The 26,236-nt window shown below is 71.5% G+C and carries 21 protein-coding genes and 2 riboswitches; of the genes, 15 read left to right on the top strand and 6 right to left on the bottom strand.

Features of this window, described 5'->3' with window-relative positions:
- Window positions 1-36: 36 nt before the first annotated feature.
- Complete coding sequence (locus tag ABZU32_RS24785; protein ID WP_354844634.1) at window positions 37-1,317, bottom strand: aminotransferase class V-fold PLP-dependent enzyme; 1,281 nt, start codon at window positions 1,315-1,317, stop codon at window positions 37-39.
- A 211-nt stretch (window positions 1,318-1,528) separates the two neighbouring features.
- Window positions 1,529-1,644, bottom strand: a riboswitch (SAM riboswitch).
- Window positions 1,645-1,808: 164 nt separating this feature from the next.
- On the opposite strand from ABZU32_RS24785, the gene ABZU32_RS24780 reads away from it, so the two are divergent.
- Both ABZU32_RS24780 and ABZU32_RS24775 read left to right on the top strand, forming a co-directional pair.
- Window positions 1,809-2,600 carry a TerC family protein gene (locus tag ABZU32_RS24780; protein ID WP_354925486.1) on the top strand — a complete coding sequence of 264 codons (792 nt, stop codon included), beginning with the start codon at window positions 1,809-1,811 and terminating at the stop codon, window positions 2,598-2,600.
- 130 nt (window positions 2,601-2,730) lie between these two features.
- Window positions 2,731-3,933 carry a cytochrome P450 gene (locus ABZU32_RS24775; RefSeq protein WP_354925483.1) on the top strand — a complete coding sequence of 401 codons (1,203 nt, stop codon included), beginning with the start codon at window positions 2,731-2,733 and terminating at the stop codon, window positions 3,931-3,933.
- Window positions 3,934-3,987: 54 nt separating this feature from the next.
- Here ABZU32_RS24775 and ABZU32_RS24770 read toward each other — a convergent pair whose 3' ends face one another.
- On the bottom strand, window positions 3,988-4,953 hold the full coding sequence (locus tag ABZU32_RS24770; protein ID WP_354925480.1) for an SAM-dependent methyltransferase: 966 nt from the start codon (window positions 4,951-4,953) through the stop codon (window positions 3,988-3,990).
- A gap of 150 nt (window positions 4,954-5,103) precedes the next feature.
- Between ABZU32_RS24770 and ABZU32_RS24765 the strand changes: the two genes are divergently transcribed.
- The 5 genes from ABZU32_RS24765 (at window position 5,104) to ABZU32_RS24745 (ending at window position 11,031) form a co-directional block, all read left to right on the top strand.
- The gene (locus ABZU32_RS24765) at window positions 5,104-5,994 is read left to right on the top strand and encodes a DUF2520 domain-containing protein (RefSeq protein WP_354844320.1); all 891 of its coding nucleotides are present in this window, start codon (window positions 5,104-5,106) and stop codon (window positions 5,992-5,994) included.
- Window positions 5,985-6,875 carry a pantoate--beta-alanine ligase gene (gene panC / locus ABZU32_RS24760; RefSeq protein WP_354925477.1) on the top strand — a complete coding sequence of 297 codons (891 nt, stop codon included), beginning with the start codon at window positions 5,985-5,987 and terminating at the stop codon, window positions 6,873-6,875. The genes ABZU32_RS24765 and panC overlap by 10 nt, the downstream gene beginning before the upstream one ends.
- Window positions 6,876-6,939: 64 nt before the next feature.
- Complete coding sequence (locus ABZU32_RS24755) at window positions 6,940-9,492, top strand: L-aspartate oxidase (RefSeq protein WP_354925474.1); 2,553 nt, start codon at window positions 6,940-6,942, stop codon at window positions 9,490-9,492.
- The gene (locus ABZU32_RS24750; RefSeq protein WP_354844329.1) at window positions 9,492-10,274 is read left to right on the top strand and encodes a type III pantothenate kinase; all 783 of its coding nucleotides are present in this window, start codon (window positions 9,492-9,494) and stop codon (window positions 10,272-10,274) included. Before ABZU32_RS24755 ends, ABZU32_RS24750 begins: the two co-directional genes overlap by 1 nt.
- 592 nt (window positions 10,275-10,866) lie before the next feature.
- The gene (locus ABZU32_RS24745; RefSeq protein WP_307837838.1) at window positions 10,867-11,031 is read left to right on the top strand and encodes a LuxR C-terminal-related transcriptional regulator; all 165 of its coding nucleotides are present in this window, start codon (window positions 10,867-10,869) and stop codon (window positions 11,029-11,031) included.
- A 90-nt stretch (window positions 11,032-11,121) separates the two neighbouring features.
- Here the strand turns inward: ABZU32_RS24745 and ABZU32_RS24740 are convergent, their stop codons facing one another.
- The gene (locus ABZU32_RS24740; protein ID WP_354925471.1) at window positions 11,122-12,078 is read right to left on the bottom strand and encodes an NlpC/P60 family protein; all 957 of its coding nucleotides are present in this window, start codon (window positions 12,076-12,078) and stop codon (window positions 11,122-11,124) included.
- A gap of 131 nt (window positions 12,079-12,209) precedes the next feature.
- Window positions 12,210-12,416, bottom strand: a riboswitch (cyclic di-AMP (ydaO/yuaA leader).
- A gap of 370 nt (window positions 12,417-12,786) precedes the next feature.
- Between ABZU32_RS24740 and ABZU32_RS24735 the strand changes: the two genes are divergently transcribed.
- The 7 genes from ABZU32_RS24735 (at window position 12,787) to ABZU32_RS24705 (ending at window position 20,905) form a co-directional block, all read left to right on the top strand.
- Window positions 12,787-13,332 carry an amino-acid N-acetyltransferase gene (locus ABZU32_RS24735; protein ID WP_354844336.1) on the top strand — a complete coding sequence of 182 codons (546 nt, stop codon included), beginning with the start codon at window positions 12,787-12,789 and terminating at the stop codon, window positions 13,330-13,332.
- A gap of 115 nt (window positions 13,333-13,447) precedes the next feature.
- Complete coding sequence (locus tag ABZU32_RS24730) at window positions 13,448-14,809, top strand: RDD family protein (RefSeq protein ID WP_354925468.1); 1,362 nt, start codon at window positions 13,448-13,450, stop codon at window positions 14,807-14,809.
- A gap of 169 nt (window positions 14,810-14,978) precedes the next feature.
- Entirely contained in the window at window positions 14,979-15,704 is a 726-nt protein-coding gene (locus ABZU32_RS24725; protein ID WP_354925465.1) for an RDD family protein, read from the top strand.
- A gap of 289 nt (window positions 15,705-15,993) precedes the next feature.
- Window positions 15,994-16,152 (top strand): hypothetical protein, encoded by a 159-nt coding sequence (locus tag ABZU32_RS24720; protein ID WP_354844345.1) that lies wholly within the window; start codon window positions 15,994-15,996, stop codon window positions 16,150-16,152.
- A gap of 138 nt (window positions 16,153-16,290) precedes the next feature.
- Window positions 16,291-16,623, top strand: a complete 333-nt coding sequence (locus ABZU32_RS24715) for an Lsr2 family protein (protein ID WP_354844348.1) — start codon at window positions 16,291-16,293, stop codon at window positions 16,621-16,623.
- A gap of 312 nt (window positions 16,624-16,935) precedes the next feature.
- On the top strand, window positions 16,936-19,482 hold the full coding sequence (locus ABZU32_RS24710) for an ATP-dependent Clp protease ATP-binding subunit (protein WP_354925462.1): 2,547 nt from the start codon (window positions 16,936-16,938) through the stop codon (window positions 19,480-19,482).
- 478 nt (window positions 19,483-19,960) lie between these two features.
- Window positions 19,961-20,905 (top strand): TIM barrel protein, encoded by a 945-nt coding sequence (locus tag ABZU32_RS24705; RefSeq protein ID WP_354844354.1) that lies wholly within the window; start codon window positions 19,961-19,963, stop codon window positions 20,903-20,905.
- A gap of 320 nt (window positions 20,906-21,225) precedes the next feature.
- On the opposite strand, the gene ABZU32_RS24700 is transcribed toward ABZU32_RS24705, so the two are convergent.
- On the bottom strand, window positions 21,226-22,092 hold the full coding sequence (locus tag ABZU32_RS24700; protein WP_354925459.1) for an A/G-specific adenine glycosylase: 867 nt from the start codon (window positions 22,090-22,092) through the stop codon (window positions 21,226-21,228).
- 314 nt (window positions 22,093-22,406) lie between these two features.
- Here ABZU32_RS24700 and ABZU32_RS24695 point away from each other — a divergent pair, with 314 nt between their 5' ends.
- Window positions 22,407-23,147, top strand: a complete 741-nt coding sequence (locus ABZU32_RS24695; protein WP_354925456.1) for a hypothetical protein — start codon at window positions 22,407-22,409, stop codon at window positions 23,145-23,147.
- A 506-nt stretch (window positions 23,148-23,653) separates the two neighbouring features.
- On the opposite strand, the gene disA is transcribed toward ABZU32_RS24695, so the two are convergent.
- Window positions 23,654-24,730, bottom strand: a complete 1,077-nt coding sequence (gene disA / locus ABZU32_RS24690; RefSeq protein ID WP_354844363.1) for a DNA integrity scanning diadenylate cyclase DisA — start codon at window positions 24,728-24,730, stop codon at window positions 23,654-23,656.
- A gap of 68 nt (window positions 24,731-24,798) precedes the next feature.
- The gene (gene radA / locus ABZU32_RS24685) at window positions 24,799-26,229 is read right to left on the bottom strand and encodes a DNA repair protein RadA (protein ID WP_354844366.1); all 1,431 of its coding nucleotides are present in this window, start codon (window positions 26,227-26,229) and stop codon (window positions 24,799-24,801) included.
- Window positions 26,230-26,236: the final 7 nt, after the last annotated feature.

Below are 26,236 nucleotides of genomic sequence, written 5' to 3'. Positions count from 1 at the left end.
TCCGCGAGGTTCGGTCATGAACCCCATGCTGTCACGTCAGCGGCGGGAGACAAGATCTGAGAGGGCGGCGACCAGGCGAAGCACGTGCTCCTCGGTCGTGCCGATGCCGATGGACGCCCGGACGGCGCCGGTGGTGCCGTCCGCGCAGTCACCGTCGGCGGAGCGGCCCACGGCGTCCAGCAGGTGCCGGACGAAGGGGTGGGCGCAGAACTTCCCGTCGCGCACGCCGATGCCGTACTCGGCGGACAGCGCCTCGGCGACCTCGCGCGCCGTCCAGCCGTCCACGACGAAGGAGACGATGCCGACGCGCGGGTGGCCGGGCCCCCACAGCGACAGCTCGTGGACGCCGTCGATGGCGGCGATGCCGTCGCGCAGCAGCGTGAGAAGGCGTTCCTCCTGCTTGACCAGGGGCGTCCAGCCGGTGGCCGACAGCGCGTCGCAGGCGGCGGCCAGCGCGATGGCGCCCAGGACGTTCGGCGTGCCGGCCTCGTGCCGCTGCTCGGGGTCGGCGCTCCACTCGGTGGACAGCGGCGCGCCCTGGCCCGCGCCTCCGGTGACGGCCTTGGAGGCGCCGCCGCCCCGCAGGTACGGTTCGGCCTCGGCGAGCCAGTCGGCCCGTCCCACCAGGGCGCCGGCGCCGAAGGGCGCGTACAGCTTGTGCCCGGAGAAGCTCACGTAGTCAAGGTCGAGCGCGGTCAGGTTGAGCCGGCGGTGCGGGACGAGCTGGGCGGCGTCCACCAGGATGCGCGCGCCGTGCCGGTGGGCGATGTGCGCGAGCGCCGCGATCGGCCACAGCTCGCCGGTGACGTTGGAGGCCGCGGTGACCACCAGCAGCGCGGGCCCGTCGATGGCCGCGAGGGCCTCGTCGGCCGCGCGCACCGCCTCGCCGGCGAACGCGGGCGGCGCGAGCCGCACGGCGTCGGGCCAGGGGAGCAGCGAGGCGTGGTGCTCGGTCTCGAAGACCACGACGGTGGTGCCGCCGGGCAGGCAGCGGGCCAGCAGGTTCGAGGCGTCCGTGGTGTTGCGGGTGAACACCACGGCGTCCCCGGGGCGGGCGCCGACGAAGGCCCGCACCGTGTGGCGGGCCTGCTCGTAGCGGGCGGTGGTCAGCTGGGAGGCGTACCCGGCGCCCCGGTGCACGCTGGAGTAGGCCGGAAGCGCGGCGGCGACGGCGGCGCTCACCGGCGCCAGACACGGCGCGCTGGCCGCGTAGTCCAGGTTGGCGTACGGCAGCAGGCGCCCGCCCTTGACCGGCACCTCCAGGTCGGCGCCGAGCACGGCGGGCGCGTCCGGACGCGCGCTCGCCCCGGGGACCAGGGATGACGTGCCGGGGACCGGCGAGAAAGCATCGGCGGCCGGCGAGAAAGTGCCGGAGGTCGGCGAGAACGTGCCGGAGGGCAGCGGGGACGTGCCGGGGGGCGGCGGGGTGGTGCCGTGAACGGCGGGGGAGGAGCTCTGCAGGATGGTGAGAGCGGTCAACGCCGGCCTCCTAAGGTCATGGGACCCGGTCACGGCGTTGGTGTGACGGAGCCCGCGCTTGCCCGGCACACCTCGTGCCGGACCTGGTCCTCACCCGGGGCACCCCGCCGCGAGCGCGAGGGTTGCCGGCCAGCGAGCCGGGGCTTGACGCTGGCACTCATGACCTACCGGGACTATAACCCGGCTCCCCCGCCTGTCCGCAACCTCATGAGGCAGGGGTGACACGTTTCACGAATCGCGAACTTTGACCGACCCTCGCGCGTTGACAGGGGACGGGCTCCCCGGGACGGGGGCCGTGACGTGACCGACGCCCGGCCCGAGGAGGCGCGATGGACTGGCTGCTCAATCCGGAGATATGGATCGGGTTCCTGACCCTCGTCGCCCTGGAGATCGTCCTGGGCATCGACAACATCATCTTCATCTCCATCCTGGCGGGGAAGCTGCCGCCGGAGCGCCGTGACCTGGCCCGCAAGGTCGGCCTGGGGCTGGCGATGGTGAGCCGGCTGGCGCTGCTGCTCGCGCTGTCGTGGGTCGTGCGGCTGACCGAGCCGCTGTTCACGGTGTTCGGGCACGACATATCCGGGCGCGATCTGATCCTGATCCTGGGCGGGCTGTTCCTGCTCGGCAAGAGCGCCTTCGAGATCGGCGACAGCCTGGAGGGCGCCTCGGGCCACTCCGGCGGCCGGGTGGCGGCCTCGTTCACCTCGGTGATCATCCAGATCATGCTGCTGGACGTGGTCTTCTCGCTGGACTCGGTGATCACGGCCGTGGGCATGGTCGACGAGATCGGCGTCATGGTCGCCGCGGTGGTCGTGTCGGTGGTGATCATGCTGTTCGCGTCCGGGCCGATCAGCGCGTTCGTGGAGAAGTACCCCAGCATCAAGATGCTGGCGCTGTCGTTCCTGCTGCTCATCGGGGTCGTGCTGATCGCCGAGGGCTTCGATCAGCACATCTCCAAGGGCTACATCTACTTCGCGATGGCGTTCTCGCTGGTGGTCGAGCTGCTCAACATCCGTGCGCGCAAGAAGGCGGGCGCCCAGCGGCCGGTGGAACTGCACGAGCGCTACGGGGAGACCGGCGCGCCCGACGCCGCCCCGGCGCCGCCCGCCGAAGCCCGCTGACCCCGGCGGCGCTCCGTGCGGCTCGAGGGCTGTTCCGGGCGGTGCGCCGGCCACTCCCTTGGCCGGTGGCGATGCTCATCCCTGGACGGCCAGGTGAGACGTGGCGGGATATCCCGATTACCATGACGTCGTGCGCTTCGACCCGTGGAATCCGGCCTTCGTCGCCCATCCCTACGACGCCTACGGGGAGCTCCGCGACAGCCGGCCGGTCAGCTTCTTCGAGCCGACCGGCCAGTGGCTCGTGGCCCGGCACCAGGACGTCAACGCGGCGCTGCGCGACCGCAGGCTCGGCCGTTCGTACCTGCACGTCGCCTCGCACGAGGAGTTCGGCAGGCGGCCGGAGCCGGACTTCCAGGAGCCGTTCTGGCGGGTGACCCGCGGCGGGATGCTGGACGTCGAGCCGCCGGTGCACACCCGGCTGCGCCGGCTGGTCTCCAAGGCGTTCACGCCGCGCATGGTCGAGGAGCTGCGCCCGAGGGTGCGCCGCGTCGCCGGGGAGCTGGTGGACGGCTTCGTCGAGCGCGGGGGCGGCGACCTGATCGCCGAGGTGGCCGAGCCGCTGCCGGTGACGGTGATCGCCGAGATGCTCGGCGTCCCCGAGGCCGACCGGCACCTGCTGCGCCCGTGGTCGGCCGGCATGTGCGGCATGTACGAGCTCGCGCCGTCGGTCGAGGCGCAGCACACGGCGGTGCGCGCGGCGTCGGAGTTCGCCGCCTATCTGCGCGCGCTGGCCGCCGAGCGCCGAGCCCGTCCGGGCGACGACCTGATCAGCGCGCTCGCGCAGGTGGTGGACGAGGGTGATCGGCTCACCGAGGACGAGCTCGTCGGCACGTGCGTCCTGCTGCTCAACGCGGGGCACGAGGCCACCGTGAACGTCACAGGAAACGGCTGGTGGGCGCTGCTGCGCAATCCCGGCGAGCTGGAGCGGCTGCGGGACGATCTCTCGCTGCTGCCCACCGCGATCGAGGAGCTGATGCGCTACGACACCCCGCTGCAGCTGTTCGAGCGCTGGGTGCTGGAGGACGTCACCATCGGCGGGGTGGACATCCCGAAGGGCGTCGAGGTGGCCCTGCTGTACGGCTCGGCCAACCACGACCCCGAGGTCTTCGCCGACCCGGGACGGCTGGACATCGGCCGCAGGGACAACCCGCACATCTCGTTCGGGGCGGGCATCCACTTCTGCCTGGGCGCCCCGCTGGCGCGGGTGGAGCTGGCCGAGTCGTTCGGCGCGCTGCTGAAGGCGGCCCCGAAGATCGAGCTGGTCGAGGAGCCGGTCTGGAAGCCGAACTACGTCATCCGTGGCCTCGAGGCCCTGAACGTCTCCATCGGCTGAGCACCCGGGGATGCCGGCGTGGTGTCCACCGGCCGAGCCGGCGCGGGGGCGCCGTCAACGTCTCCACTGGGCGAGCCAGCCGAAGCCGCCGAGGCCGGCGGGGTCGATCAGCTCGGCCTCCTCGGAGACGCGGGCGAGCGCGCGGAGGTAACCCGCCGGGTCGGTGCTCGCCAGCGCCAGCGCGGGGCGTTCGCCGCTGACCCCGAGATCGCGCAACGCCTGTCGTTGTGTGGTCAAGGTTGTGGATATCGCCCCGGCCCGCTCGCCCGCCGCCGCGCAGGCGTCCAACGCCACGTGTGCGGTGATATCGCAGGACCCGTCGGGTATGGCGGGCACACAGGCCCCGTCGCGGTACCCCATCAGGGTGCCGTACGGCGGCCGGTTATCCACAGGGTGTGCATAATCGGCGGCCACCGCCAGGCCCCGGGTGAGCCGCCCGACGACCGACGCCCACGCCTCGTCCCGCGGGCGGCCGATCTCGGCGCGCATCCCGGTGCGGCGCAGCGGCCACCACCGCGCAAGCCACCGGGCGTCGGCCTCCTCCGGCGGCCCGCCGAGCCGCTCTTCGCCGGTCTGGGGATCGACCAGCACCAGGCGGGGCCCCTCGGGCGTCTGCTCGGCGACCTCCAGCGGGACGTTGTCGAGCCACTCGTTGGCGATCACCAGGCCGGTGACGTCCGGGGGCGGGGAGCAGGCCCAGGTGATGCGCTTGTCGAGATCGCCGGGCGGCGGCGACAGTTCGACGGCCGTGACCCGCAGCCGCTCGGCCAGCTCGGGGGCGGCGGTGTCGAGGACCTGGGCCACCAGGGCGCCGTCGCCGGAGCCGACGTCCACCAAATCGAGCTCGCGGGGATGGCCCACGGCCTGGTCGACGGTGTCGAGCAGGCGCAGCACCGCCCGCGCGAACGCGGGGGAGGCGGCGACCGACGTGCGGAAATGACCCGATGGCCGCTCGCGGATGTAGAACCCGTCGTCGCCGTAGAGCGCCTGCTGCATGGCCTGCCGCCACGTGACCCACACGACACCGGACGTTACCAACCGCGCCGCCGCTCCATGACGGTCCCGATGACAGGCTGTGGACGCGCGCCGGTAGAGCCGGTCGGGCGCCCGGTGCGAGCCGACCGTTACGCTGGCTGCTGGTCTGATCCGTCGAAGCTGAACGGGAAAGTGATGGAGACAAGCGACCGCCCCGGGCGCCTCGCGGTCGGAGTGCTCGGCGCCGGGCGAGTGGGGTCCGTCCTCGGCGCGGCGCTCGCCCAGGCGGGGCACGGCGTCGTCGCGGCCGCCGGGGTCTCCGACGCCTCGCGCCGCAGGGCTCTGGACCGCCTCGGCGTGGACATCTCCGGGCCGGAGGAGGTCATCGGCGCCGCCGACCTGGTGCTGCTCACCGTGCCCGACGACGCCCTGCCCGACCTCGTCGCGGGCCTGGCCGCCGCCGGGGTGGACCTGCGGGGCAAGATGCTCGTGCACACCAGCGGCGCGTACGGCCTGGGCGTGCTCAATCCCGCGACGGCCGCCGGCGCGCTGCCGTTCGCGCTGCACCCGGTGATGACCTTCACCGGCAGGGACGACGATCTGCGGCGCCTCACCGGCTGCTCGTTCGGCGTCACCGCCCCCGACCCGTTCCGCCCGGTGGCCGAGGCCCTGGTGATCGAGATGGGCGGCGAGCCGGTCTGGATCGCCGACGAGGACCGCCCGCTGTACCACGCGGCGCTCGCGGGGGCGGCCAACCACATGGTCACTCTGATCGCCGAGTCGCAGGAACTGCTGAAGAAGATCGGCGTCGAGCATCCGGGCCGCATGCTCGGCCCGCTGCTCGGGGCCGCCCTGGACAACGCGCTGCGCCTGGGCCTGGCCGGCCTGACCGGTCCGGTGGTGCGCGGCGACGCCGGCACGGTGCGCAAACACGTGGACGCGCTCATCCTCGCCGCGCCGGAGGCGGCGGACGCCTACGTGGCCCTCGCCCGGCTCACCGCCGACCGGGCGCTGGCCGCCGGCCTGCTCAAGCCCGAGACGGCCGAACGCCTGCTCGACGCCCTGGGAGGCAACACATGGACGTGATCGTCGCCGCCGACCGCTCAGAACTGCTCGCCGCGCGGGCCGCCCTGGGCCTGGACGGAGCGCCGGGCCGGCGCGCGGGCGGGGCGGGCACGCTGGCGCTGGTCCCGACCATGGGGGCGCTGCACGAGGGGCACCGCTCGCTGATCCGCCTGGCCCGCGAGCGCGCCGACCACGTGGCGGTCAGCGTCTTCGTCAACCCGTTGCAGTTCGGCCCGCACGAGGACTTCTCGCGCTACCCGCGCACGTTCGACGCCGACCTCGAGGTGTGCGCCGCCGAGGGCGCCGGCCTGGTGTTCGCCCCGGCGGCCGACGAGATCTACCTTCCCGACCGCCAGGTCGGCGTCTCCGCGGGGCAGATGGGCACGATCGTCGAGGGCGCCTTCCGGCCGGGCCACTTCGACGGCGTGCTCACCGTCGTGCTCAAGCTCTTCAACCTCGTGCGGCCGGACGTCGCCGTCTTCGGGCAGAAGGACGCCCAGCAACTGGCGATGATCCGCCGGATGGTGGCCGATCTCGACGTCCCGGTCGAGGTCGTCGGGGCTCCCACCGTGCGGGAGCCGGACGGGCTGGCCCTGTCCAGCCGCAACCGCTACCTGTCGCCGGCCGACCGGGCCACGGCCCTGGCGCTGTCGCGTGCGCTGCGCGAGGGTGCCCGACACACCCGGCCCAAGGACATCCTGCACGCCGCGCACGCGGTGCTGGACGAGGCCGCCCGCGCCGACCCGCCGCTGCTGCTGGACTACCTGAGCCTGGTCGACCCGGCGACGTTCACCGCCGTGGCCGAGGACCACCGGGGCGAGGCGATCCTCGCGGTCGCCGCGAAGGTGGGCACCACCCGCCTCATCGACAACGCGGTGCTCACCCTGTCCCCTGTTATGTGAGCCCCGCGTGGCGGGGGTGCGGCGGGATGCCTTATCGTCATATAGACGAAATAAGGGAGCCCCCATGACCCATCCGCCCATTCCCCGCCGGTTGACCGCGCCCGAGCCCGGCTGGACGGTCTCCGCCGATGTCGTCGTCGTCGGCTCGGGCATCGCCGGTCTGACCGTGGCGCTGCGGTACGCCGAGCTGGCCCCCGACGCGCGCGTGCTCGTCGTCACCAAAGACGTGCTGTCGGCCGGGTCCACCCGCTGGGCGCAGGGCGGCATCGCCGCCGTCCTGGACCCGGCCGACTCCTGGTCCCAGCACCTCAGCGACACGCTCATCGCCGGTGTGGGGCTGTGCGACGCCCGGGCCGTCCAGGCGCTGGTGACCGAGGGACCGGGCGCGCTGCGGCGGCTGATGGCGCACGGGGCCCGGTTCGACCGGGAGCCCGGCGGCGGGCTCCAGCTCACCCGGGAGGGCGGCCACCGCCGTGACCGCATCGTCCACGCGGGCGGGGACGCCACCGGCGCCGAGGTGCAGCGCGCCCTGGTCGAGGCGGTCCGCGCCGGCGCCGCCGAGGGCGGCCGCATCGAGATCATCGAGCACGCTCTGGTGCTCGACCTGCTCAAGGACGCCTCCGGCGCCGCCTGCGGGGTCACGCTGCACGTCATGGGAGAGGGCGCCAGGGACGGCGTGGGCGCGGTGCGCGCGGGCGCCGTCGTGCTGGCCACCGGCGGCATGGGCCAGGTGTACGCCGCCACGACCAACCCCCTGGTGTCCACCGGCGACGGGGTGGCCCTGGCGTTGCGGGCCGGCGCCGTCGTCCGCGACCTGGAGTTCGTGCAGTTCCACCCGACCGTCCTTTGGCTCGGCGAGGACTCCACCGGCCAGCAGCCGCTCATCTCCGAGGCGGTGCGCGGCGAGGGCGCCGTCCTGCTCGACGAGGCCGGAGAGCGGTTCATGGTGGACGTGCACGAGCTGGCCGAGCTGGCGCCCCGCGACGTCGTCGCCAAGGCGATCATGCGCCGCATGCTGGAGAGCGGCGCGAGCCACGTGCGCCTGGACGCCCGGCACTTCGGCGAGGACAAGTGGCGCACCCGCTTCCCGACGATCTACGCGGTGTGCCTGGAGCACGGCATCGACCCGGCCCGCGAGCCCATCCCCGTCGCGCCCGCCGCGCACTACGCCAGCGGCGGCGTCCACACCGACCTGCGCGGACGCACCAGCGTCCCCGGCCTGTACGCCTGCGGCGAGGCGGCCTGCACAGGGGTGCACGGGGCCAACCGGCTCGCCTCCAACTCCCTGCTGGAAGGGCTGGTCTTCGCCGAGCGCATCGCGGCCGACCTCGCCTCCCCGCGGCGGCGGGCTCCGGGCGAGCCGGTCGACGACGGCCGCGCCGCCGGCCTGGTGGACCCCCGGGTCCGGCCGCGGGTGCAGAGCCGTATGAGCGCCGGCGCAGGGGTGCTGCGCAGCGGGCGCAGCCTGGCGGAGGTGGGCCACGGCCTGCTGGACGCCCGCTGGACCCCGGTCGCCGTCGAGCCGTGCACCGAGGCGTGGGAGGCCACGAACCTGCTCACCGTGGCGAGCGCCGTGGTGGCGGCCGCCCGGGCCCGCGAGGAGACGCGCGGCTCGCACTGGCGGGAGGACTTCCCCGAACGCGACGACGCCTGGTGGCTGGGACATCTCAACGTGACCCTGGCCGAGGAGGGACTGACCATGAGCTATGCCGAGCACCACGACGACCGGGCGGCCGGCCTGCCGCAGCAGCTGGAGGCCGACCTGGCGGAGGCGGGCCTGGACCCGGCGCGGGTCATGGCCGTGATCGGCGCCGCCCTCGCCGAGGACCTCACCGAGGAGGGCGACGTGACGACCATCGCCACGGTCCCCGCGGACCAGGCGGCGGTGGGCGACCTGGTGGCCAGGGCCGACGGGGTGGTCGCCGGTCTCGCGGTCGCCCAGGCGGTCTTCCACGGCGCCTCCCAGGGCCGCCTGACCGTGGAGCGTCACGTCAAGGACGGCGAGCGCGTCGCGCGCGGCGACGTGCTGATGACCGTCGTCGGACCTGTGCGCGACGTGCTCACCGCCGAGCGCACCGCGCTCAACCTGCTCACCCATCTGTCGGGCATCGCGACGCTGACCCACCGCTGGGTCGAGGCGGTGAGCGGCACCGGCACGCGGGTCCGCGACAGCCGCAAGACCCTTCCCGGCCTCAGGGCGCTGGAGAAGTACGCCGTGCGGTGCGGCGGCGGGGTCAATCATCGGATGTCCCTGTCGGACGCGGCCTTGATCAAGGACAATCACGTGGTGGCGGCCGGCGGGGTCGCCGAGGCGTTCCGCGCCGTCCGGCAGGCCTATCCGGAGCTGCCGATCGAGGTGGAGGTCGACCGCCTGGACCAGATCGAGCCGGTGCTGGCCGAGGGAGCGGAGGAGATCCTGCTGGACAACTTCACCGTGGAGGAGCTGACCCGCGCCGTGGCCCTGGTGGGCGGCAGGGCCCGGCTGGAGTCCAGCGGCGGACTCCGCCTGGAATCGGCTCGTGAGGTGGCCGAAACCGGTGTTGACTACCTTGCTGTGGGGTCGCTGACCCATTCGGCGCCCGCACTGGACATCGCTTTGGACCTTCGGGGGGCTTGATGCTGCTCACGATCGACGTCGGCAACACTCACACGGTGCTCGGCCTCTTCGAGGGCGAGGAGGTCATCGAGCACTGGCGCCTGGCCACCGACGCCAGGCGCACCGCCGACGAGATCGCGGTCGTCCTGCAGGGGCTGCTCGGTCAGAGCCCCCTGCTCAAGGACGCCGACATCGGCGGCATCGCCATCTGCTCGACGGTCCCCTCCGTGCTGAACGAGATGCGCGAGATGTGCCGGCGCTACTACGGCGACGTGACCGCCGTCATCGTGGAGCCGGGCGTGCGCACCGGGGTGCCGGTGCGCATGGACAACCCCAAGGAGGTCGGCAGCGACCGCATCGTCAACGCGCTCGCCGCCGTCACGCTGTACGGGGGGCCGTGCATCATCGTCGACTTCGGCACCGCCACCTCCTTCGACGCGGTGTCGGCCAAGGGCGAGTACGTCGGCGCGGTCACCGCCCCCGGCATCGAGATCTCGGTGGACGCCCTGGCCGCCGCGGGGGCCCAGCTCCACAAGGTCGAGCTGGTGCGCCCCCGCTCGGTGATCGCCAAGAACACCGTCGAAGCCCTGCAGGCGGGCATCATCTACGGTTTCGCCGGCCAGGTGGACGGCATCGTCGAGCGCATGGCGCCCGAGCTCGCGTCCGACCCCGACGACGTGACCGTCGTGGCCACCGGGTCGATGGCCGCGCTGGTGGTGAACGAGGCCCGTTCGATCGACGTCCACGAGCCCTGGCTGACGCTCATCGGGCTGCGCCTGATCTACAACCGCAACACCGCCTGAGCGCGCCCCGCGCGATCAAGCGGCGGGGGAGATCCATATCGGAGACGTGGAGGGGGCGCGCGCGTCGAATACGGCGCGGCGCGGTGATCCGCCACGGCAAATCGTGGGTGGCCGGAGTGTTACGCCCACGGGCGTGACCGGCGGAAGAAAGTCAGAAAGCGTACTGGTTTCGCGGGTCGAATTCGGCGTATAGCGTGTCGACCGTATATCTCCGAGCCGGGGCGCCCGCGAGGCGTCCCGTGTGGAACCGGGCCTCCACCAGCGCCGCGGTGGTCTTCCATGGCGGATCATGCGGCCCACGGCCATGATCATCGCCGATGTCCCCCCGGACCGGGAGGTGCGGGGACATGTCACGAGTAGTTCACATATGCACTGGTATGTCAATCACAAACGTCATGGGTATCGAGGTCAGTGCTTGACGACCTTTCAACGCGGCGTTTAACGTTCCTGACGGGGCGGGCCGAAGCATTCAGTATGTTGCCGAGTTCGTCGTGGGGGAGGACACCCGATGGCGTATCCGGATCTGGTTTCCCGAGGGAATGACATTCCTTCGGGATCAGACGGTGTGGGACTGAGCGACGATGATCTTCTCTTGCTCGCCGAACTGGCCAAGGGCGTGACCGTCGACAGAGTGGGACGCAGGCTCGACGTGAGCGGCCGCACCGTACGACGCCGCCTGCGCGGCATCTGCGACCGCATAGGCGTCGCCACGGCCATCGAGGCCGTGGCCTGGGCGGCGCGGCGCCGCCTCATCTGAGGTCGCACCGTCCGAGGCAGGGGTACCTCGTCCCGGCGAGGCGGCGTCACCGTACCGACGGCCGCCTCGTCCGGCGTGCGCGCCGTGGCGCTAGTCGGCGATGCGTACGCCGCCGGCGAACGGGCGGTTGCCGAGCGGGACCACCCGCACGACATCACCGGTGCGCGGTGCGTGCACCATCATGCCGCCGCCGATGTAGATGCCGACGTGGTGCAGGTCGCTGTAGAAGAAGACCAGGTCGCCGGGGCGCAGGTCCTCGCGGGAGATGTGGGTCCCCGCGGTCCACTGGTCGCCGGTGTAGTGCGGCAGGCTGATGCCGACCTTCTGGTAGGCCCACAGCACCAGGCCGGAGCAGTCGAAGGTGCTCGGCCCCGCGGCGCCCCAGACGTACGGCTTGAGCTGCTGCGTCAGCGCCCACTTGGCGGCCTGGGCGGCCTTGCCCTCGCCCGGGATCGGGATCTCGATCCTGGTGGCCCGGCCGTACCCGCCGGCCTGCGACAGCGCGCGCTTGAACAGGCTGCCCTCGGTCTTGGCGACCAGGCCGCGGATCTTGTCACGCTGGGAGGACAGGTCGGAGACGAGCTTCTTGACCTCGGCCTCGCGGGCCTTGGCACCGGCCTTGGCGCGCTCGGCGGTCGCCATCGCCTTGCCGATCTGGGCGACCTCCTCGCCCTGCTGCAGCTGCAGGGCGTAGGTCGTGGCCACGCGGTCGAGGTAGGCGTCGGGGTCGCCGGACATGGCGAGGGTCGATGCCAGCGGCGAGCCGAGACCGCCGGTCATGTAGGCGTCCTGGGCGTACATGCCGGCTCTGGCGCGCTTGGCCTCCAGGTCGGCCTCGCTCTTGGAGAGGGTCTTCTTGGCGAGTTCGGCCGAACGCTGCGCCTGCTTGAGGCGCTCCTTCTGGCCGTTGTACTGCTCGGTGAGCGACTCGATCTGGTTGTAGAGGTGCTCGACCTGGTTCTTCAGGTCGTTGAGGCTGGGCTTGGGCTCGGCCGTCGCGGACACCAGAGGCGAGCCGAAGGTCACGGCCATCAGCGCGGCGGTCACCAGCGCGATACGGCGGGGAAGGCGCGAGGACGCACCGGAGGCGCTCCCGAAGCGGGAATGGGCACCGCGTTCTCGCCCGCGGGCGTGCCTGCCCGCGCTCTTTCCAGGCGTGCGCCTAGGCTGCACCAAAAAGCTCCTCTCCTCGGACGCCTACCGGGTTAGCTGACGGGTTCGGGCCGGAGCAGCCCTACCGAGCACGTGACCATGGAGGATCGCGATGCCTCCCTCTCGGATTCACCCCAGGGGTGGCGGGTCGCCGGGGGACCTCCCCCGGACCCACCTTTGGGTCCCCGGTTTCCCGCCGTTCGGATGGGACGGGAATTAGGCGGTGCGGTCGCCGCGGAACGACGACCGACATTGACGCTGGACATTAGTCCAGTTCAGGTTCCTGCTCAACCAGAACTGCGAATTCTGTTGAGGTTCCACAACCGGCGCGTCACGGAAAGATCACGCCGGTGGACGTCCCGCACCCGTTCCGAGCTGCGGTTACCCGGCCCGCGGGCAGGGGATCGAAGAAAAGCCGCAGGTCAAAGAGCATCTCGCGCGCCACGCTCCCAGACTCCCCTGCGACGCGCACCGACCGCGCGCGCCGGATCACGCTCCGTGATGGCGACGCGAATTGGCAGGTATTTCGGACAGTCCGTTATCGGGGGGTCTCGGCACGGCGTCGAACGCCGCCCCGCCGGTGGGCGGATACGCTGACGCGTCATGAGGCAGGCCGCGCAGCGCCCGTCCGCCGAGGGCGCGCCCGCCGTCCGGCGGGCCCGCACCTCCGACGTGCGGACGATCAGGAAATTGGTCGACACCTACTCCGGCGACGGGCCGCGCCTGCTGCGCAAGGCGACCGTGACCCTGTACGAGGACGTCCAGGAGTTCTGGGTGGCCGAGCGAGACGGCATGGTCGTGGGCTGCGGCGCGCTCCACGTGCTCTGGGAGGATTTGGCGGAGATCCGCACGGTCGCCGTCGACGCCGGCTGCCGCGGCATGGGCATCGGCCACATGATCGTCGCGGCGCTCATCGACGCCGCCCGCCGGCTGGAGGTCCAGCGGGTCTTCTGCCTGACCTTCGAGGTCGAGTTCTTCGGCAGGCACGGTTTCGTCCCCATCCAGGGCACGCCCGTCTCCCCCGAGGTCTACGCCGAACTCCTGGACTCCTACGACGAGGGCGTCGCCGAGTTCCTCGACCTGGAGCACGTCAAGCCGAACACCCTGGGCAACACGCGGATGTTGTTGCATGTGAACCCGCGATCCTGACCTTGGGGGTGACGGAATGGAAAGGTGACTGTTGATCCCGCTGTCGCTACCTTGGCAACACCACGGCACGTGCGCCTGACAGAGGCCACGTGCGAAGCCGAAGTGAGGTGACACGGTGAGCACCGGACAGCCGCCGTACCCACGCGACGAGCCGGACGAGGGTCATTCGTCAACCGGCTCTCCGCAATATGGGCAGCAGAACCCCCCGGGCATCGATCCGGAGGTGACCGTCGTCCACCGTCCCCAGCCGGCCTCGGAGCACTCCGCCTACCCCCAGCAGGGCTATGGCCAGCAGGGAGCCTACGGCCAGCAGGCAGGGACGGGAGCCTACGGCCAGCCGGGCGCCTACGGCCAGCAGGGTGGAACCGGAGCCTACGGCCAGCCTTCCCACCCCCAGCAGGGGCAGGGCTACGGGCAGCAGTACGGCCAGCAGGCCCAGCAGGGCCAGCAGCAGTACGGGCAGCAGCCCCAGCAGTACGGTCAGCAGGCGTACGGCCAGCAGGGCCAGCAGGAGGCCCAGCAGGGCTACGGCCAGCAGGGCCAGTCGTCGTCCTATGGCCAGCCGCAGTACGGCCAGCAGACCGGCGGCTACGCCCAGCCGCAGGGCTACGGGCAGCAGCAGTACGGCCAGCAGGCCCAGCAGGGCCAGCAGCAGTACGGCCAGCCTGAGGCCCAGCAGGGCTACGGCCAGCAGGGCCAGTACGGCCAGCAGGACGCGCAGCAGGCGTACGGCCAGCAGGCCCAGTACGGCCAGCAGCAGTACGGGCAGCAGGGGTACGGCCAGCCGCAGTACGGGCAGCAGGCCGGCCACGACCAGCAGGGCTACGGGCAGCAGCACGCCCAGCAGGCGCCGCCGTACGGGGCGGCCTACGGCCAGCAGGGCTACGGCCAGCAGCAGTACGGCCAGCAGGGGTACGGCCCGGCCGGCTACCAGCAGGGTTACCCGGCCACCGGCACGCAGCCTCCGGGCGCCCCCGCCCCGCTGGCCGAGTGGTGGCAGCGACTGGTGGCCCGCATCATCGACATCGTCATCATCGTGATCCCGTACGTCATCCTCAACGCCGTGCTGGCCGCGCTCATCGTCACCGCGCCGAGCTTCGACCCCGCGACGGGCGCGATCAGCCCGGGCGGCGGCGTGTTCCTGGCCAGCCTGCTGACGGCGATCCTGGCCGGGCTGGTCTGGGTCGGCTACGAGTTCCTGATGACCAAGCAGCGTGGCCAGACGGTCGGCAAGATCGTCATGGGCATCAAGATCGTCCCAGTGGGCGGCGGCGTCGAGGGCGGGCTCGCCTCGGACGTCGCGATCAAGCGCGCCGGCGTCCTGTGGGGCTTCGAGTTCCTCGCGTGGGTCCCGGTCGTGGGCCTGGTCACGTGGGTGTTCTACCTGGTGAACGTCCTGTGGCAGTTCTGGGACAAGCCGCTGCAGCAATGTCTGCACGACAAGGTCGCCAAGACCGTCGTCGTGAAGATCAAGTAAGCGGCGCGCGCTCGGGGCCGGGGGTGATCCCCCGGCCTCGTTTGCTATATGCGACCGATCCGGCGCACACGTGGCGGCCGAATCGGCGAAAAGGTAACGGACATACCCCTACATGCGATAGGACCTTGCACGAACCGCAGCTTCCTTCGCAGTCGCGAAAGGTGACGAAATGACGGCAGAACCACCCCCCGGCGGTTACGATCCGCAGGGCCCGGGCCAGCCATACGGCAACCCCCAGGGTGGCGGCTATGGCGCCCCTCAGGGCGGCTATGGCGCTCCCCAGGGCGGCTACGACGCCCCCCAGGGGGGCTACGGTGCACCCCAGAGCGGGTACGGCGCACCCCAGGGCTACAACGCCCCCTACGGCGGCCCCCAGGGCGCGCCGCTTCCTCCCGGCGCTCCCGCGCCGCTGGCCGAGTGGTGGGAGAGGTGGGTCGCCCGGATCATCGACATGCTGATCTTCGGCGTCGTCTACTTCATCCTGAACCTCATCCTCTCCCCGATGTTCGCGCCCTCGACGGAGGAAATTCTCGCCAACCCCGGCGTGGCGATCGGCTCCTCCTTCGTCCCCGGCCTGGTCTCGGCGATCATCGCCTACGGCGCGTACGCCGCCTATGACTACGTGCTGCATTCCAAGGACGGGCAGACCATCGGCAAGAAGGTCATGAAGATCCGTCTCGTCGGCGTCGGCGGCGCTCCGGTGGATTCGTCGGCGTTGATGAAGCGCTCGGCTATCTACCCCGGCGTGCTGGTGCTGTACGGCATTCCCTTCCTCGGCGTCCTGTCGGGCATCTTCGTCCTCGTCCTCGGCGTGCTTATCCTCACCGACAAGCCGCTACAGCAGGGCCTGCACGACAAGCTCGCGGGCACGGTTGTGGTCAAGGCTCCCCGCTGAGATCAGCTTTATTGACGGGACGGCCGCGGCGCGGCCGTCCCGTCCGTGTTTTCCGGCGGATCCGCCTTTCCCGGGCCATCCGGTAAGACGCCTGGAGAGACGGAGAATGCTGTGGAACGGTCCTTCGCGGCTTTGGCCCCCGGCCCCGCAACCCCCGCTGACCTCCTGTGGGGATAGAGTCGGACCGTGACTCCCGGATGAGCGGGCCGTGGTACAGAGCGCGGGAGTCTCGTGTGACAATTAACGTGGGAGGGGCGCTGAATGCCCACCCCGCGTGGAGCGAGGATCAATGAACGATGTATTGTCCGCGTTGATACCACCCTTGGTGGTCGCCGCGGTGGTCATCATCGCGGTCGTCAAGCTGTTCCGTTCCGAAGCGGGGGGCCGGCGTCAGGAGGCGGAGTCCTCGGAGAAGTCATCTGAGGCATCTGAGGCTTCTTCCGACTGACCGGAGGGCCCGGCGCCGCCGCTCCTCTTGTACCTGTGGGTTCCATGAGAACCTGTGGGTTCCGTGAATTGTCAGCCGGGGTTACCGGGTATATCTTTGGCTGGCGAATCGAACAATGCTCTGCGAAAGGATTGCCAGATGGCCACGCAGATCCAGAAGATACTCATCGACGACCTCGATGGTGGCGAGGCCAATGAGACTGTCACCTTCGCGATTGATGGCTCCGCTTACGAGATTGACCTGAGCGGCGACAACGCCAAGAAGCTACGCGAGGCGCTGTCGGCTTTCGTGTCCAATGCCCGCCGGGCGGAGGGCGCCGCCACCCGGGGTCGCAAGCGGGGCGGCGGCCAGCGTCCGTCCCGGGAAAAGAGCTCGGAGATCAGGGCGTGGGCGAAGGCCCACGGGATCTCCGTCAGTGAGCGCGGTCGTATTGCCTCCTCTGTGGTCGAGCAGTACGAAGCGGCACACTGACGAGCTCTTTGTGGATCACTCGGCTATGGCGGTGACCAGTCAGGAATCGCCGCCATAGCCGCATGATCGTGTTTTCCGAGCGTGATCGTCCGGGGCGCGGCCCGGGGGTACACGTAAAACGGCGATGTTAAACGTCGTTCGCTTGCGGCGTAGCGGGAACATGTGACCCCCCAACAGTAGTTGGATGGAGCGTGAACGCCCTGCTCTCGGGGAACGTCTCCTGTCTAGAGCGGTCACCGGTCGGGGCTAGCATGCGGATGCGGCGGGCCCGGATATCCCGAGCTGCCTGACCGCTCTGTGAGGAGCGACGAGATGTTCGAAAGGTTCACTGACCGCGCACGGCGGGTTGTCGTCCTGGCCCAAGAAGAGGCCCGGATGCTCAACCACAACTACATCGGCACTGAGCACATTCTTCTTGGCTTGATCCATGAGGGTGAGGGTGTTGCCGCCAAGGCTCTTGAGAGTCTCGGCATCAGTCTTGAAGGTGTGCGCCAGCAGGTCGAGGAGATCATCGGCCAGGGGCAGTCGGCGCCGTCGGGGCACATTCCGTTCACCCCGCGCGCCAAGAAGGTCCTTGAGCTGTCGCTCCGCGAGGCCTTGCAACTGGGTCACAACTACATCGGCACCGAGCACATCCTCTTGGGCCTCATCCGCGAGGGCGAGGGCGTTGCGGCTCAGGTGCTGGTGAAGCTTGGCGCAGATCTCAACAGAGTGCGCCAGCAGGTCATCCAGTTGCTCCACGGCTACCAGGGCAAGGAGCCGGCGGCGGCGGGAGGTCCCCAGGAGTCCGCCCCCTCCACCTCTCTTGTGCTGGACCAGTTCGGCCGCAACCTGACCCAGGCCGCGCGTGAGGGCAAGCTCGACCCGGTGATCGGGCGCGACAAGGAGATCGAGCGGGTGATGCAGGTCCTGTCCCGCAGGACCAAGAACAACCCCGTTCTGGTCGGAGAGCCCGGCGTCGGCAAGACCGCCGTGGTGGAGGGCCTGTCCCAGAAGATCGTCAAGGGCGAGGTGCCCGAGACGCTGAAGGACAAGCAGCTCTACACGCTCGACCTCGGCGCGCTGGTGGCCGGCTCGCGCTACCGCGGCGACTTCGAAGAGCGCCTGAAGAAGGTCCTCAAGGAGATCCGCACGCGCGGCGACATCATCCTGTTCATCGACGAGCTGCACACGCTCGTCGGCGCGGGCGCTGCCGAGGGCGCGATCGACGCCGCCAGCATCCTCAAGCCGATGCTGGCCCGCGGCGAGCTGCAGACCATCGGCGCCACGACGCTCGACGAGTACCGCAAGCACCTGGAGAAGGACGCCGCGCTCGAGCGCCGCTTCCAGCCCATCCAGGTCGCCGAGCCCTCGCTGAGCCACACGATCGAGATCCTCAAGGGCCTGCGCGACCGTTACGAGGCGCACCACCGCGTGACGATCACCGACGCGGCGCTCGTGGCGGCGGCCCAGCTCGCCGACCGCTACATCAGCGACCGCTTCCTGCCCGACAAGGCGATCGACCTCATCGACGAGGCCGGCTCGCGCATGCGCATCCGCCGCATGACCGCGCCGCCGGACCTGCGCGAGTTCGACGAGAAGATCGCCCAGGTGCGCCGCGACAAGGAGTCCGCGATCGACGCGCAGGACTTCGAGAAGGCCGCCGCCCTCCGCGACCAGGAGAAGCAGCTCCAGCTCAAGCGCGACCGCCGCGAGAAGGAGTGGAAGGCCGGCGACATGGACGTCGTCGCCGAGGTCACCGAGGAGCTCATCGCCGAGGTCCTCGCGACGGCCACCGGCATCCCGGTCTTCAAGCTCACCGAGGAGGAGTCCCAGCGGCTGCTCCGCATGGAGGACGAGCTCCACAAGCGCATCATCGGCCAGGACGACGCCATCAAGGGCCTGTCCCGGGCGATCCGCCGCACGCGTGCGGGCCTGAAGGACCCGCGCCGTCCCGGTGGCTCGTTCATCTTCGCCGGCCCGTCCGGCGTCGGTAAGACCGAGCTGTCCAAGGCGCTCGCCGAGTTCCTCTTCGGGGACGAGGACGCGCTGATCATGCTGGACATGTCCGAGTTCATGGAGAAGCACACCGTCTCGCGGCTGTTCGGCTCCCCGCCCGGCTACGTCGGGTACGAGGAGGGCGGCCAGCTCACCGAGAAGGTCCGGCGCAAGCCGTTCTCCGTGGTCCTTTTCGACGAGATCGAGAAGGCCCACCCGGACATCTTCAACTCGCTGCTGCAGATCCTGGAGGACGGTCGCCTGACCGACGCCCAGGGCCGCGTCGTCGACTTCAAGAACACCGTCATCATCATGACGACCAACCTCGGCACCCGCGACATCTCCAAGGGCATCGGGGTCGGGTTCGCCAAGAGCAACGACGTCGAGGGCAACTACGACCGGATGAAGTCCAAGGTCCAGGAGGAGCTCAAGCAGCACTTCCGGCCCGAGTTCCTCAACCGCGTCGACGACGTCGTGGTGTTCCACCAGCTCACTCCGGCCGAGATCATCAAGATCGTCGATCTGATGCTGGCCCAGGTGGACGCCCGCCTCAAGGACCGCGACATGGGTCTGGAGCTCACCGACGCCGCCAAGCAGCTGCTGGCCGACCGCGGGTACGACCCCGTGCTCGGCGCCCGGCCGCTGCGCCGCACCATCCAGCGCGAGCTGGAGGACACGCTGTCGGAGAAGATCCTCTACGGCGACCTCCGTCCCGGTCAGGTCGTCAAGATCGCGACCGAGGGCGAGGGCGACGAGGCCACGTTCACCTTCGTCGGTGAGCAGAAGGCACAGCCCGAGATCCCCGACTCCGCGGCGGCCATCGCCGAGCCGGCGAGCAGCCGCGCCGGCGCCTCCGCCCGCCCGGCGGACCGCTCGGCCTAGTGATCGCTCGGCTTCGCACCGCGCGGCCGTGATGACCCCACGGTCATGACGGCCACGCGGTCGCGCGCCGGCTTCGGGCTCAGGTGACGGGCTTCCGCCACCAGGCAGGACATCGCCGCGGGACCCCTCGTGAGACCACCTCACGGGGGGTCCTTCGTATTTCATGAGATCACTTTGACCGTATCCGCTATGACACCACCGCAAGTAGTACTACACTCCGTAGAGCGAATCGGGTCAGAGTCGTGCCCACACGGCTCACAAAATCGACCGAGTGCGGTGAGCACCGCCGAGATCCCCCCACTGGTGTAGCGGGGGATCCGCTGCCGGGAGGACGCGGCGGCGGGTGCCGGCCGGGCAGACTCGGGCGAGCCAGGGCCGGATTCCTGGCAGGGAGGGCAATGCCGCGCGCGCCGAAACGGGCGCCCCGTGGCCATGAGGCCCGACAAGCGAACGCACGTACGCCTGGGAGGCACCCGAGATGCGCCTGTGTCATGAGGACGGCACGCTCGTTCACCTGTCCTACAACGCGGGCGTACACCCCGCCGAGGACCTGGAGAACCTGATCGCCCACCTCACGCGGTACGCCGTGCCCGTGCGCAAACGGCTCGGGGTCGACCGGCTCGGCATCGGCATGTGGCTGGCCCCGGCGGTGGCCGACCACCTCGTCGCCGACCGCATCGAGCTGGTGCGGCTGCGCCGCTCGCTGGAGGAGCGCGGCCTGGAGGTCGTCAGCCTCAACGGCGCGGGCGGCCGGGGCATGGGGCAGGACACCCCGGGGCCCGACTGGGCCAAGCCCGAGCGCTACCGCTACACGATGTCCCTGGCGCGCATCCTGGCCTTCCTGCTCCCCGAGGACGTCCGCTTCGGCAGCATCTCCACGATCCCGATCGGCTGGCGGCGCGACTGGCCCGCCGACCTGCACGCCATCGCCTCGCGGCGGCTGGACCGGCTCTCCCGCGAGCTGCGCGGCCTGCACAGCGTCACCGGCAAGACCATCAGGGTCGGCTTCCAGCCCTGGCCGGGCTGCGTGCTGGAGACCACCGAGCAGGCGGTCGAGCGGGTGTGCGGCATCGACTCCGAGTACCTCGGCGTCTGCCTGGACGCCTGCCACCTGACCTGCGGCGTCGAGGAGCCCGGCGCGGCCCTGCGCGGGGTCGCGGCGGCCGGCGCCTCGGTGGTCAAGCTCGGGCACGTCCACAACCACACCGGCGAGGCCCCGGCCACCGAGTCGATCCTCACCGACACCCTGACCGCCATCCTGTCGGGCCCGGCGGCCGCCGGCGCCCACATCGAGGTGGAGGCGCACGGGCTGGCCAGCCCCGCGAAGGGCAAGGGCCCCGCCGCCCTGGTCGCCACCCTCGCCGACGAGCTCGACTGGACCCGCCGCAACCTCACCGCCCTCGGCCTCAAACTTGCCGCCTGACCCCAACCTCCAAGCCCCCGCCCCCCGACGAGCCCGCGCCCCCCGACGAGCCCGTGTCCCCGGACGAGCCCGTGTCCTGAAGCCCACGTGAGCCCCGAACTCAATCCATCCGGCAACACGTGCCCCTGAAGGGCGCCGCGGCGGTGGGTCGTGGTACGGCGAGGCCGGCGCCGCTGTACGGCGCCTGACCCGGCGAACCCTCGTGGAGGGCACGTTAGGCGTCGAGTCGTGGCACCGGGGTTCGGCGAGCCTCCTGAGGTCACGTCCTGGTCCTTGAGTCCCGAGCCGGTCGGGCCGGGTGTGTTCGAGCGGCCCGGCGGTCAGGCGGGCAGGCGGTAGGCGTCGCCGGGGAGGGCCTCGGCCAGGCCGTCGGCGACCAGGCCGTCGAGGGCGCGCTCGCGCTGTACGGCGTCGTCCCAGACCACGTCCAGGGCGGCCTTGGGCACGGCGCCGTGGGCCTCCCGCAGGACGGCGAGCAGGCGCCCCCGGCACTGCCGGTCGGTGCCGGCGTAGGTCTGGCCGCGGCGCTCGGGGCCCTGGTAGGCGGGGCGGCCCGCCAGGCGCCAGGCGCAGGCGGCGGCGACCGGGCAGTCGGCGCACCGGGGCGCGCGCGCCGTGCAGACCAGTGCGCCGAGCTCCATGACCGCGACCGCCCAGCGCGGCGCGTCCAGAAGGGGGAGCAGCGACTCGGCCAGTTTGCGCTCGGCGGTCGTGGTGGCCTTCGGCGGGTACTCCTCGCCGCGTACGGCCCGGGCCAGCACCCGCCGCACATTGGTGTCCAGCACCGCGTGGCTGCCGCCGAAGGCGAAGCTGGCGACCGCGGCGGCGGTGTAGTCGCCGACGCCGGGCAGAGCGCGCAGCGACTCGTAGCTCGACGGCACCCGCCCGCCGTGCTCGGCGGTGATCGCCCGGGCGCAGGCGTGCAGGTTGAGGGCGCGGCGCGGATATCCGAGGCGTCCCCAGTGGCGCACGGCCTCGCCGGGCGGCTCGGCGGCGAGCGCCGCGGGGGTGGGCCAGCGCCGCATCCACTCGTCCCACACCGGCAGGACGCGCACCACGGGCGTCTGCTGCAGCATGATCTCGCTCACCAGGATCGCCCACGGGCCGGCGTCCGGCCGCCGCCAGGGGAGGTCCCTGGCGTTCTCGGCGTACCAGTCGAGGATGGGGGCGTGCAGTCCGGTGGCCACGGGACCGAGCCTAACGGCCCTCCTGGGGGCGGCGGCTCGCGAAGCCTGCGCCGCTAGCGAGGTGACCACAGACGTTCACCGGGCGCGGCTCTGCACCCTCGGCCACGTGCTGCAGTGATCGGCGCCGGGTCGGCGGGTCGTGGTACGGCGATGCCGGCGCCTGCCACGGCGCCCGAGCCGGTGAACGTTCGTATACAGCGCACTAGCTAGCGCGGGGCGATTGTGGTGGTTCGCCGGGAGTGGTGCGGTACGGGGGCCGCCCGCGTCGGCGGGTCGTTACCCACCTGAGGGTCTGAACTCACCATACTGACTGTATGGATCCGGACACGTTCCGTGGCGATGTCGGCGTCGAGGGGCCGGAGGTCTACTGGCGCCGCCGGGTGTCGGTGCTCACCGGGGCGCTGGTCGTCGTGGCCGTGGTCGCGTGGGCCTGCTCCAGCGCCTCCGGGGGCGCGGGTCCCGGCGGGCGGCCGGTGACGGCCGCGTCCAGAGATCCGAGCCGGTCCCCGAGCGCGACGGCCTGGCCCACGGCGGCGCCGGTCCCGGGTTCGGCGGGGAAGACGGCGGGAGCCGGCGGGAACGAGGGAGACGCCCGGGTGGCGGGAGCGCCGCACGCCTCGCGGCCGCGCACGCCTTCGCCGAGCCCGCACCGTTCCCGCCGCCCGGGCGACCGGTGCGGCGACGCCGACCTGGTGATCAGCCTGCGCGGGCGGTCGGAGGTCTACTCCGGGGGGCGCGTCCCCAGGTTCCTGCTCACCGTGGTCAACATCGGCCGGTTCGACTGCACGGTGGACGTCGGGCCCCGCAAGGTCGAGGTGCGCGTCACCTCCGGCTCCGACCGCGTGTGGTCGACCGCCGACTGCGTGAGCGGCGAGGGCACCGACGTGCGGCGACTGTCGCGCGGGGTGCCGCACGTGCGCATGGTCGGCTGGGACCGGCGCCGCTCGGGGCCCGACTGCCGCGCGGCCCGCCCGCGGGCCGGCAACGGCACCTACGTGGCGGCGGCGCGGCTGGGCGCGCTCAGGAGCCGCAAGGTCGTCTTCCACCTGCGCTGAGCCCTTGTGTCTCCCGCCCGCCGAGCCGGTCGCCTGAGGTCGGTCCGACTCACCTCGTGTCCAGTGGCCGTCGACGTACGTTCACCGGGCCGGGCGCCGTCGTCCGGCGCCGGCATCGCCGTACCCCGACCCGCCGACCCGGCGCCGATCACATCCAGCACATGGCCGGGGTGGAGGGCCGGGCCGTGGTGAATGTGGGTGGTCATCGCGCCAGATAGGGGCGGACGTGCCCGCGTGCTTGAGAGGTGTGCGATGTGTCGGGTGCCGAGGTGGGGCCGGGGTGGAGAACCGCGCCCCGGCGAACGTGGGTGATCACCGCACCAGATAGGGGCGGACGTGCCCCCACGCCTGAGAGGTGTGCGATGTGTCCGGTGCCGGGATGGGCCGGGTGGTTCGTACTCCAGATGGGGTCGGACATGCCGGGTGTCGGGCTGGCCTGTACTGGGGGCGGGTCGGATGTGTTCGGTTGCCGGCGTGGGCCGGAGCTGCGTCGTGCCTGAGAAGGGTCAGACGTAGCGTTCGAGGATGGAGGCTTCGGCCAGGCGGGAGAGGCCCTCGCGTACGCTGCGCGCTCGCGACTCGCCGACGCCGCCCACCGACTGCAGGTCGTCGGTGCTGGCCGCCAGGAGCTTCTGGAGGCCGCCGAAATGGTCCACGAGCCGGTCCACGACGCTCGCGGGCAGCCGGGGGACCTTGGCCAGCAGGCGGAACCCCCGGGGGCTCACCGGGCTTTCCAGGGCCTCGGAGCCGGTGTGGCCGAGCACGTGGGCGACCGCCGTGAGGTCGAGCAGGTCGGAGGGGGACAGCAGGTCGAGCTCCGCCAGCGACTCGCCGACCCGGTGCGGCCCGGCGGGCAGGTAGTCGCGCATGATCAGGTCGCGGTCCTCCTCGACCCCGGCGACCAGCTCGGCGAGCTGAAGCGACAGCAGCCGGCCGTCGACGCCGAGTTCGACGACGTACCCCTCGATCTCGCCGGCGATGCGGCGCACCATCTCCAGCCGCTGGACGACGGCCGTCACGTCGCGCACGGTGACGAGGTCCTCGATCTCCAGGGCCGACAGGGTGCCGGACACCTCGTCCAGGCGCATCTTGTAGCGCTCGAGGGTCGCGAGCGCCTGGTTGGCCCTGGAGAGGATCGCCGCGGACTCCTCAAGGACGTAGCGGACGCCTTCGAGGTAGAGGGCGATGATGCGCATGGACTTGCTGATGGTGATGACCGGGTAGCCGGTCTGGCGCGCCACCCGCTGGGCGGTGCGGTGGCGGGTGCCGGACTCGTTGGTCGGCAGCGAGGAGTCGGGGACGAGGTGGACGGCCGCCCGCAGGATCTTGCGGCCCGCGCGGTCGAGCACGATGGCGCCGTCCATCTTGGCCAGCTCGCGCAAGCGCGTCGCGGAGAACTCCACGTCGAGGGTGAAGCCCCCCGTGCAGACCTCCTCGACCGTCTGGTCGTGGCCGAGCACGATCAGGCCGCCGGTGTGGCCACGCAGGATGCGCTCCAGGCCATCGCGCAGCTCGGTGCCCGGAGCGAGCATCGCAAGCGTGGATCTTCGCCGTTCGTCGATCCCCTTGTTGGTGTTTGCCACAGGGCCCCCGCTGGTCGCTGACGTCGCCCAGTTTACCGGCGAAGAGGCGGCCGTACCCGGACGCCGCTTCAGGTTACGTGGGTGAGCGCGTCCCATACGTTCTCGGCTTCGGTGACGTCGAAACCTTGGGAGAAGGTGGTCGTGCGGACGGGCGGGCGGGAGACGGGCACCGGCCGCAGGGACTCCTTGCCTGCCGCGGCGATGGCGGAAGGGGCCTGGTCGAGGGAGCCGGCGGGGATCAGGGCGCGGGTGAAGCCCAGGCGCGCGGCCTCGGCGACCCGCCGGCGGACGTCCCTGACCGGGCGCAGCTCGCCGGCCAGGCCGACCTCACCCAGCACGACCAGGCCGGGCGGCAGCGGACGGTCGCCCGCCGCGCTGGCCACGGCCAGCATCACGGCAAGATCGACCGCGGGGTCGTTCAGGCGGATGCCGCCGACGGTCGCGGTGAACACGTCGCAACCGCTCAGCCTGGCGTTGAGCCGGCGTTCGAGCACCGCGAGGATCATCGTGACGCGGAAGGGGTCGAGGCCGGAGGACGAGCGGCGGGGCTGCTGGGCCTCGGTGGGGCCGACGAGCGCCTGCACCTCGGCGGGCAGCGGGCGGGTGCCCTCGACGGTCACGGTGACGCAGGTGCCGGGGACCGGCTCGGAGCGCCGCGAGACGAAAAGGCCGCTCGGGTCGGGCAGGCCGCGGATGCCGGCCTCGTCGAGGTCGAAGCAGCCGACCTCGTCGGTGGGGCCGAAGCGGTTCTTGATGCACCTGACCATGCGCAGCCGGGAGTGGCGGTCGCCCTCGAAGTGCAGGACGACGTCGACCAGGTGCTCGAGCACGCGGGGGCCCGCGATCGAGCCGTCCTTGGTGACGTGGCCGACCAGCACCGTGGACATGCCGCGCTCTTTGGCCAGCCGGACCAGGTTGCCGGTGACCTCGCGCACCTGGGTGACGCCGCCGGGCACGCCGGTGGCCTGGGAGGAGCCGATGGTCTGCACGGAGTCGACGATGAGCAGCCGCGGCTGGACCTTCTCGACGTGGCTGACCAGAGCGGAAAGATCGGTCTCGGCGGCGAGGTAGAGCTGGTCCTGGATGGCGCCGATGCGGTCGGCGCGCATGCGCACCTGGGCCGAGGACTCCTCGCCGGTGATGTACAGCACCGTCTCGTGGCGGGCGATGCTGGCCGCGGCCTCCAGCAGCAGGGTGGACTTGCCGATGCCCGGCTCGCCGGCGAGCAGGACGACGGCGCCCGGGACCATGCCGCCGCCGAGCACGCGGTCGAGCTCGCCGACGCCGGTGCTGCGCGCGCGGGCGAACTCGGCCTTGACCTGGCCGATGGGCACGGCGGGCGCGGTGACCGCGCCGCCCTGGACGACGTGGACCCCGGCGCGGGCGCCCTCTTCGTCGACCGTGCCCCATGCCTGGCACTCGCCGCAGCGGCCCACCCACTTGGTGGTGCGCCAGCCGCATTCGGTGCAGCGGTAGCCGGCCTTCTGCGTCTTGGTCATGCGGGGC

The organism is Sphaerisporangium sp. NPDC005288, from assembly GCF_040607475.1.
Lineage (GTDB): Bacteria > Actinomycetota > Actinomycetes > Streptosporangiales > Streptosporangiaceae > Sphaerisporangium > Sphaerisporangium rhizosphaerae.
This window is presented reverse-complemented; position numbering and strand designations above follow the sequence as displayed.

Bases quoted from the DNA above. Each gene is read 5' to 3' on its own strand.
- ABZU32_RS24735 (WP_354844336.1), top strand. From the start codon at position 12,787: ATGAGGCAGGCCGCGCAGCGCCCGTCCGCCGAGGGCGCGCCCGCCGTC.
- ABZU32_RS24725 (WP_354925465.1), top strand. From the start codon at position 14,979: ATGACGGCAGAACCACCCCCCGGCGGTTACGATCCGCAGGGCCCGGGC.
- ABZU32_RS24780 (WP_354925486.1), top strand. From the start codon at position 1,809: ATGGACTGGCTGCTCAATCCGGAGATATGGATCGGGTTCCTGACCCTC.
- ABZU32_RS24720 (WP_354844345.1), top strand. From the start codon at position 15,994: ATGAACGATGTATTGTCCGCGTTGATACCACCCTTGGTGGTCGCCGCG.
- ABZU32_RS24710 (WP_354925462.1), top strand. From the start codon at position 16,936: ATGTTCGAAAGGTTCACTGACCGCGCACGGCGGGTTGTCGTCCTGGCC.
- radA (WP_354844366.1), bottom strand. From the start codon at position 26,229: ATGACCAAGACGCAGAAGGCCGGCTACCGCTGCACCGAATGCGGCTGG.
- panC (WP_354925477.1), top strand. From the start codon at position 5,985: ATGGACGTGATCGTCGCCGCCGACCGCTCAGAACTGCTCGCCGCGCGG.
- ABZU32_RS24765 (WP_354844320.1), top strand. From the start codon at position 5,104: ATGGAGACAAGCGACCGCCCCGGGCGCCTCGCGGTCGGAGTGCTCGGC.
- ABZU32_RS24705 (WP_354844354.1), top strand. From the start codon at position 19,961: ATGCGCCTGTGTCATGAGGACGGCACGCTCGTTCACCTGTCCTACAAC.
- ABZU32_RS24755 (WP_354925474.1), top strand. From the start codon at position 6,940: ATGACCCATCCGCCCATTCCCCGCCGGTTGACCGCGCCCGAGCCCGGC.
- ABZU32_RS24750 (WP_354844329.1), top strand. From the start codon at position 9,492: ATGCTGCTCACGATCGACGTCGGCAACACTCACACGGTGCTCGGCCTC.
- ABZU32_RS24695 (WP_354925456.1), top strand. From the start codon at position 22,407: ATGGATCCGGACACGTTCCGTGGCGATGTCGGCGTCGAGGGGCCGGAG.
- ABZU32_RS24715 (WP_354844348.1), top strand. From the start codon at position 16,291: ATGGCCACGCAGATCCAGAAGATACTCATCGACGACCTCGATGGTGGC.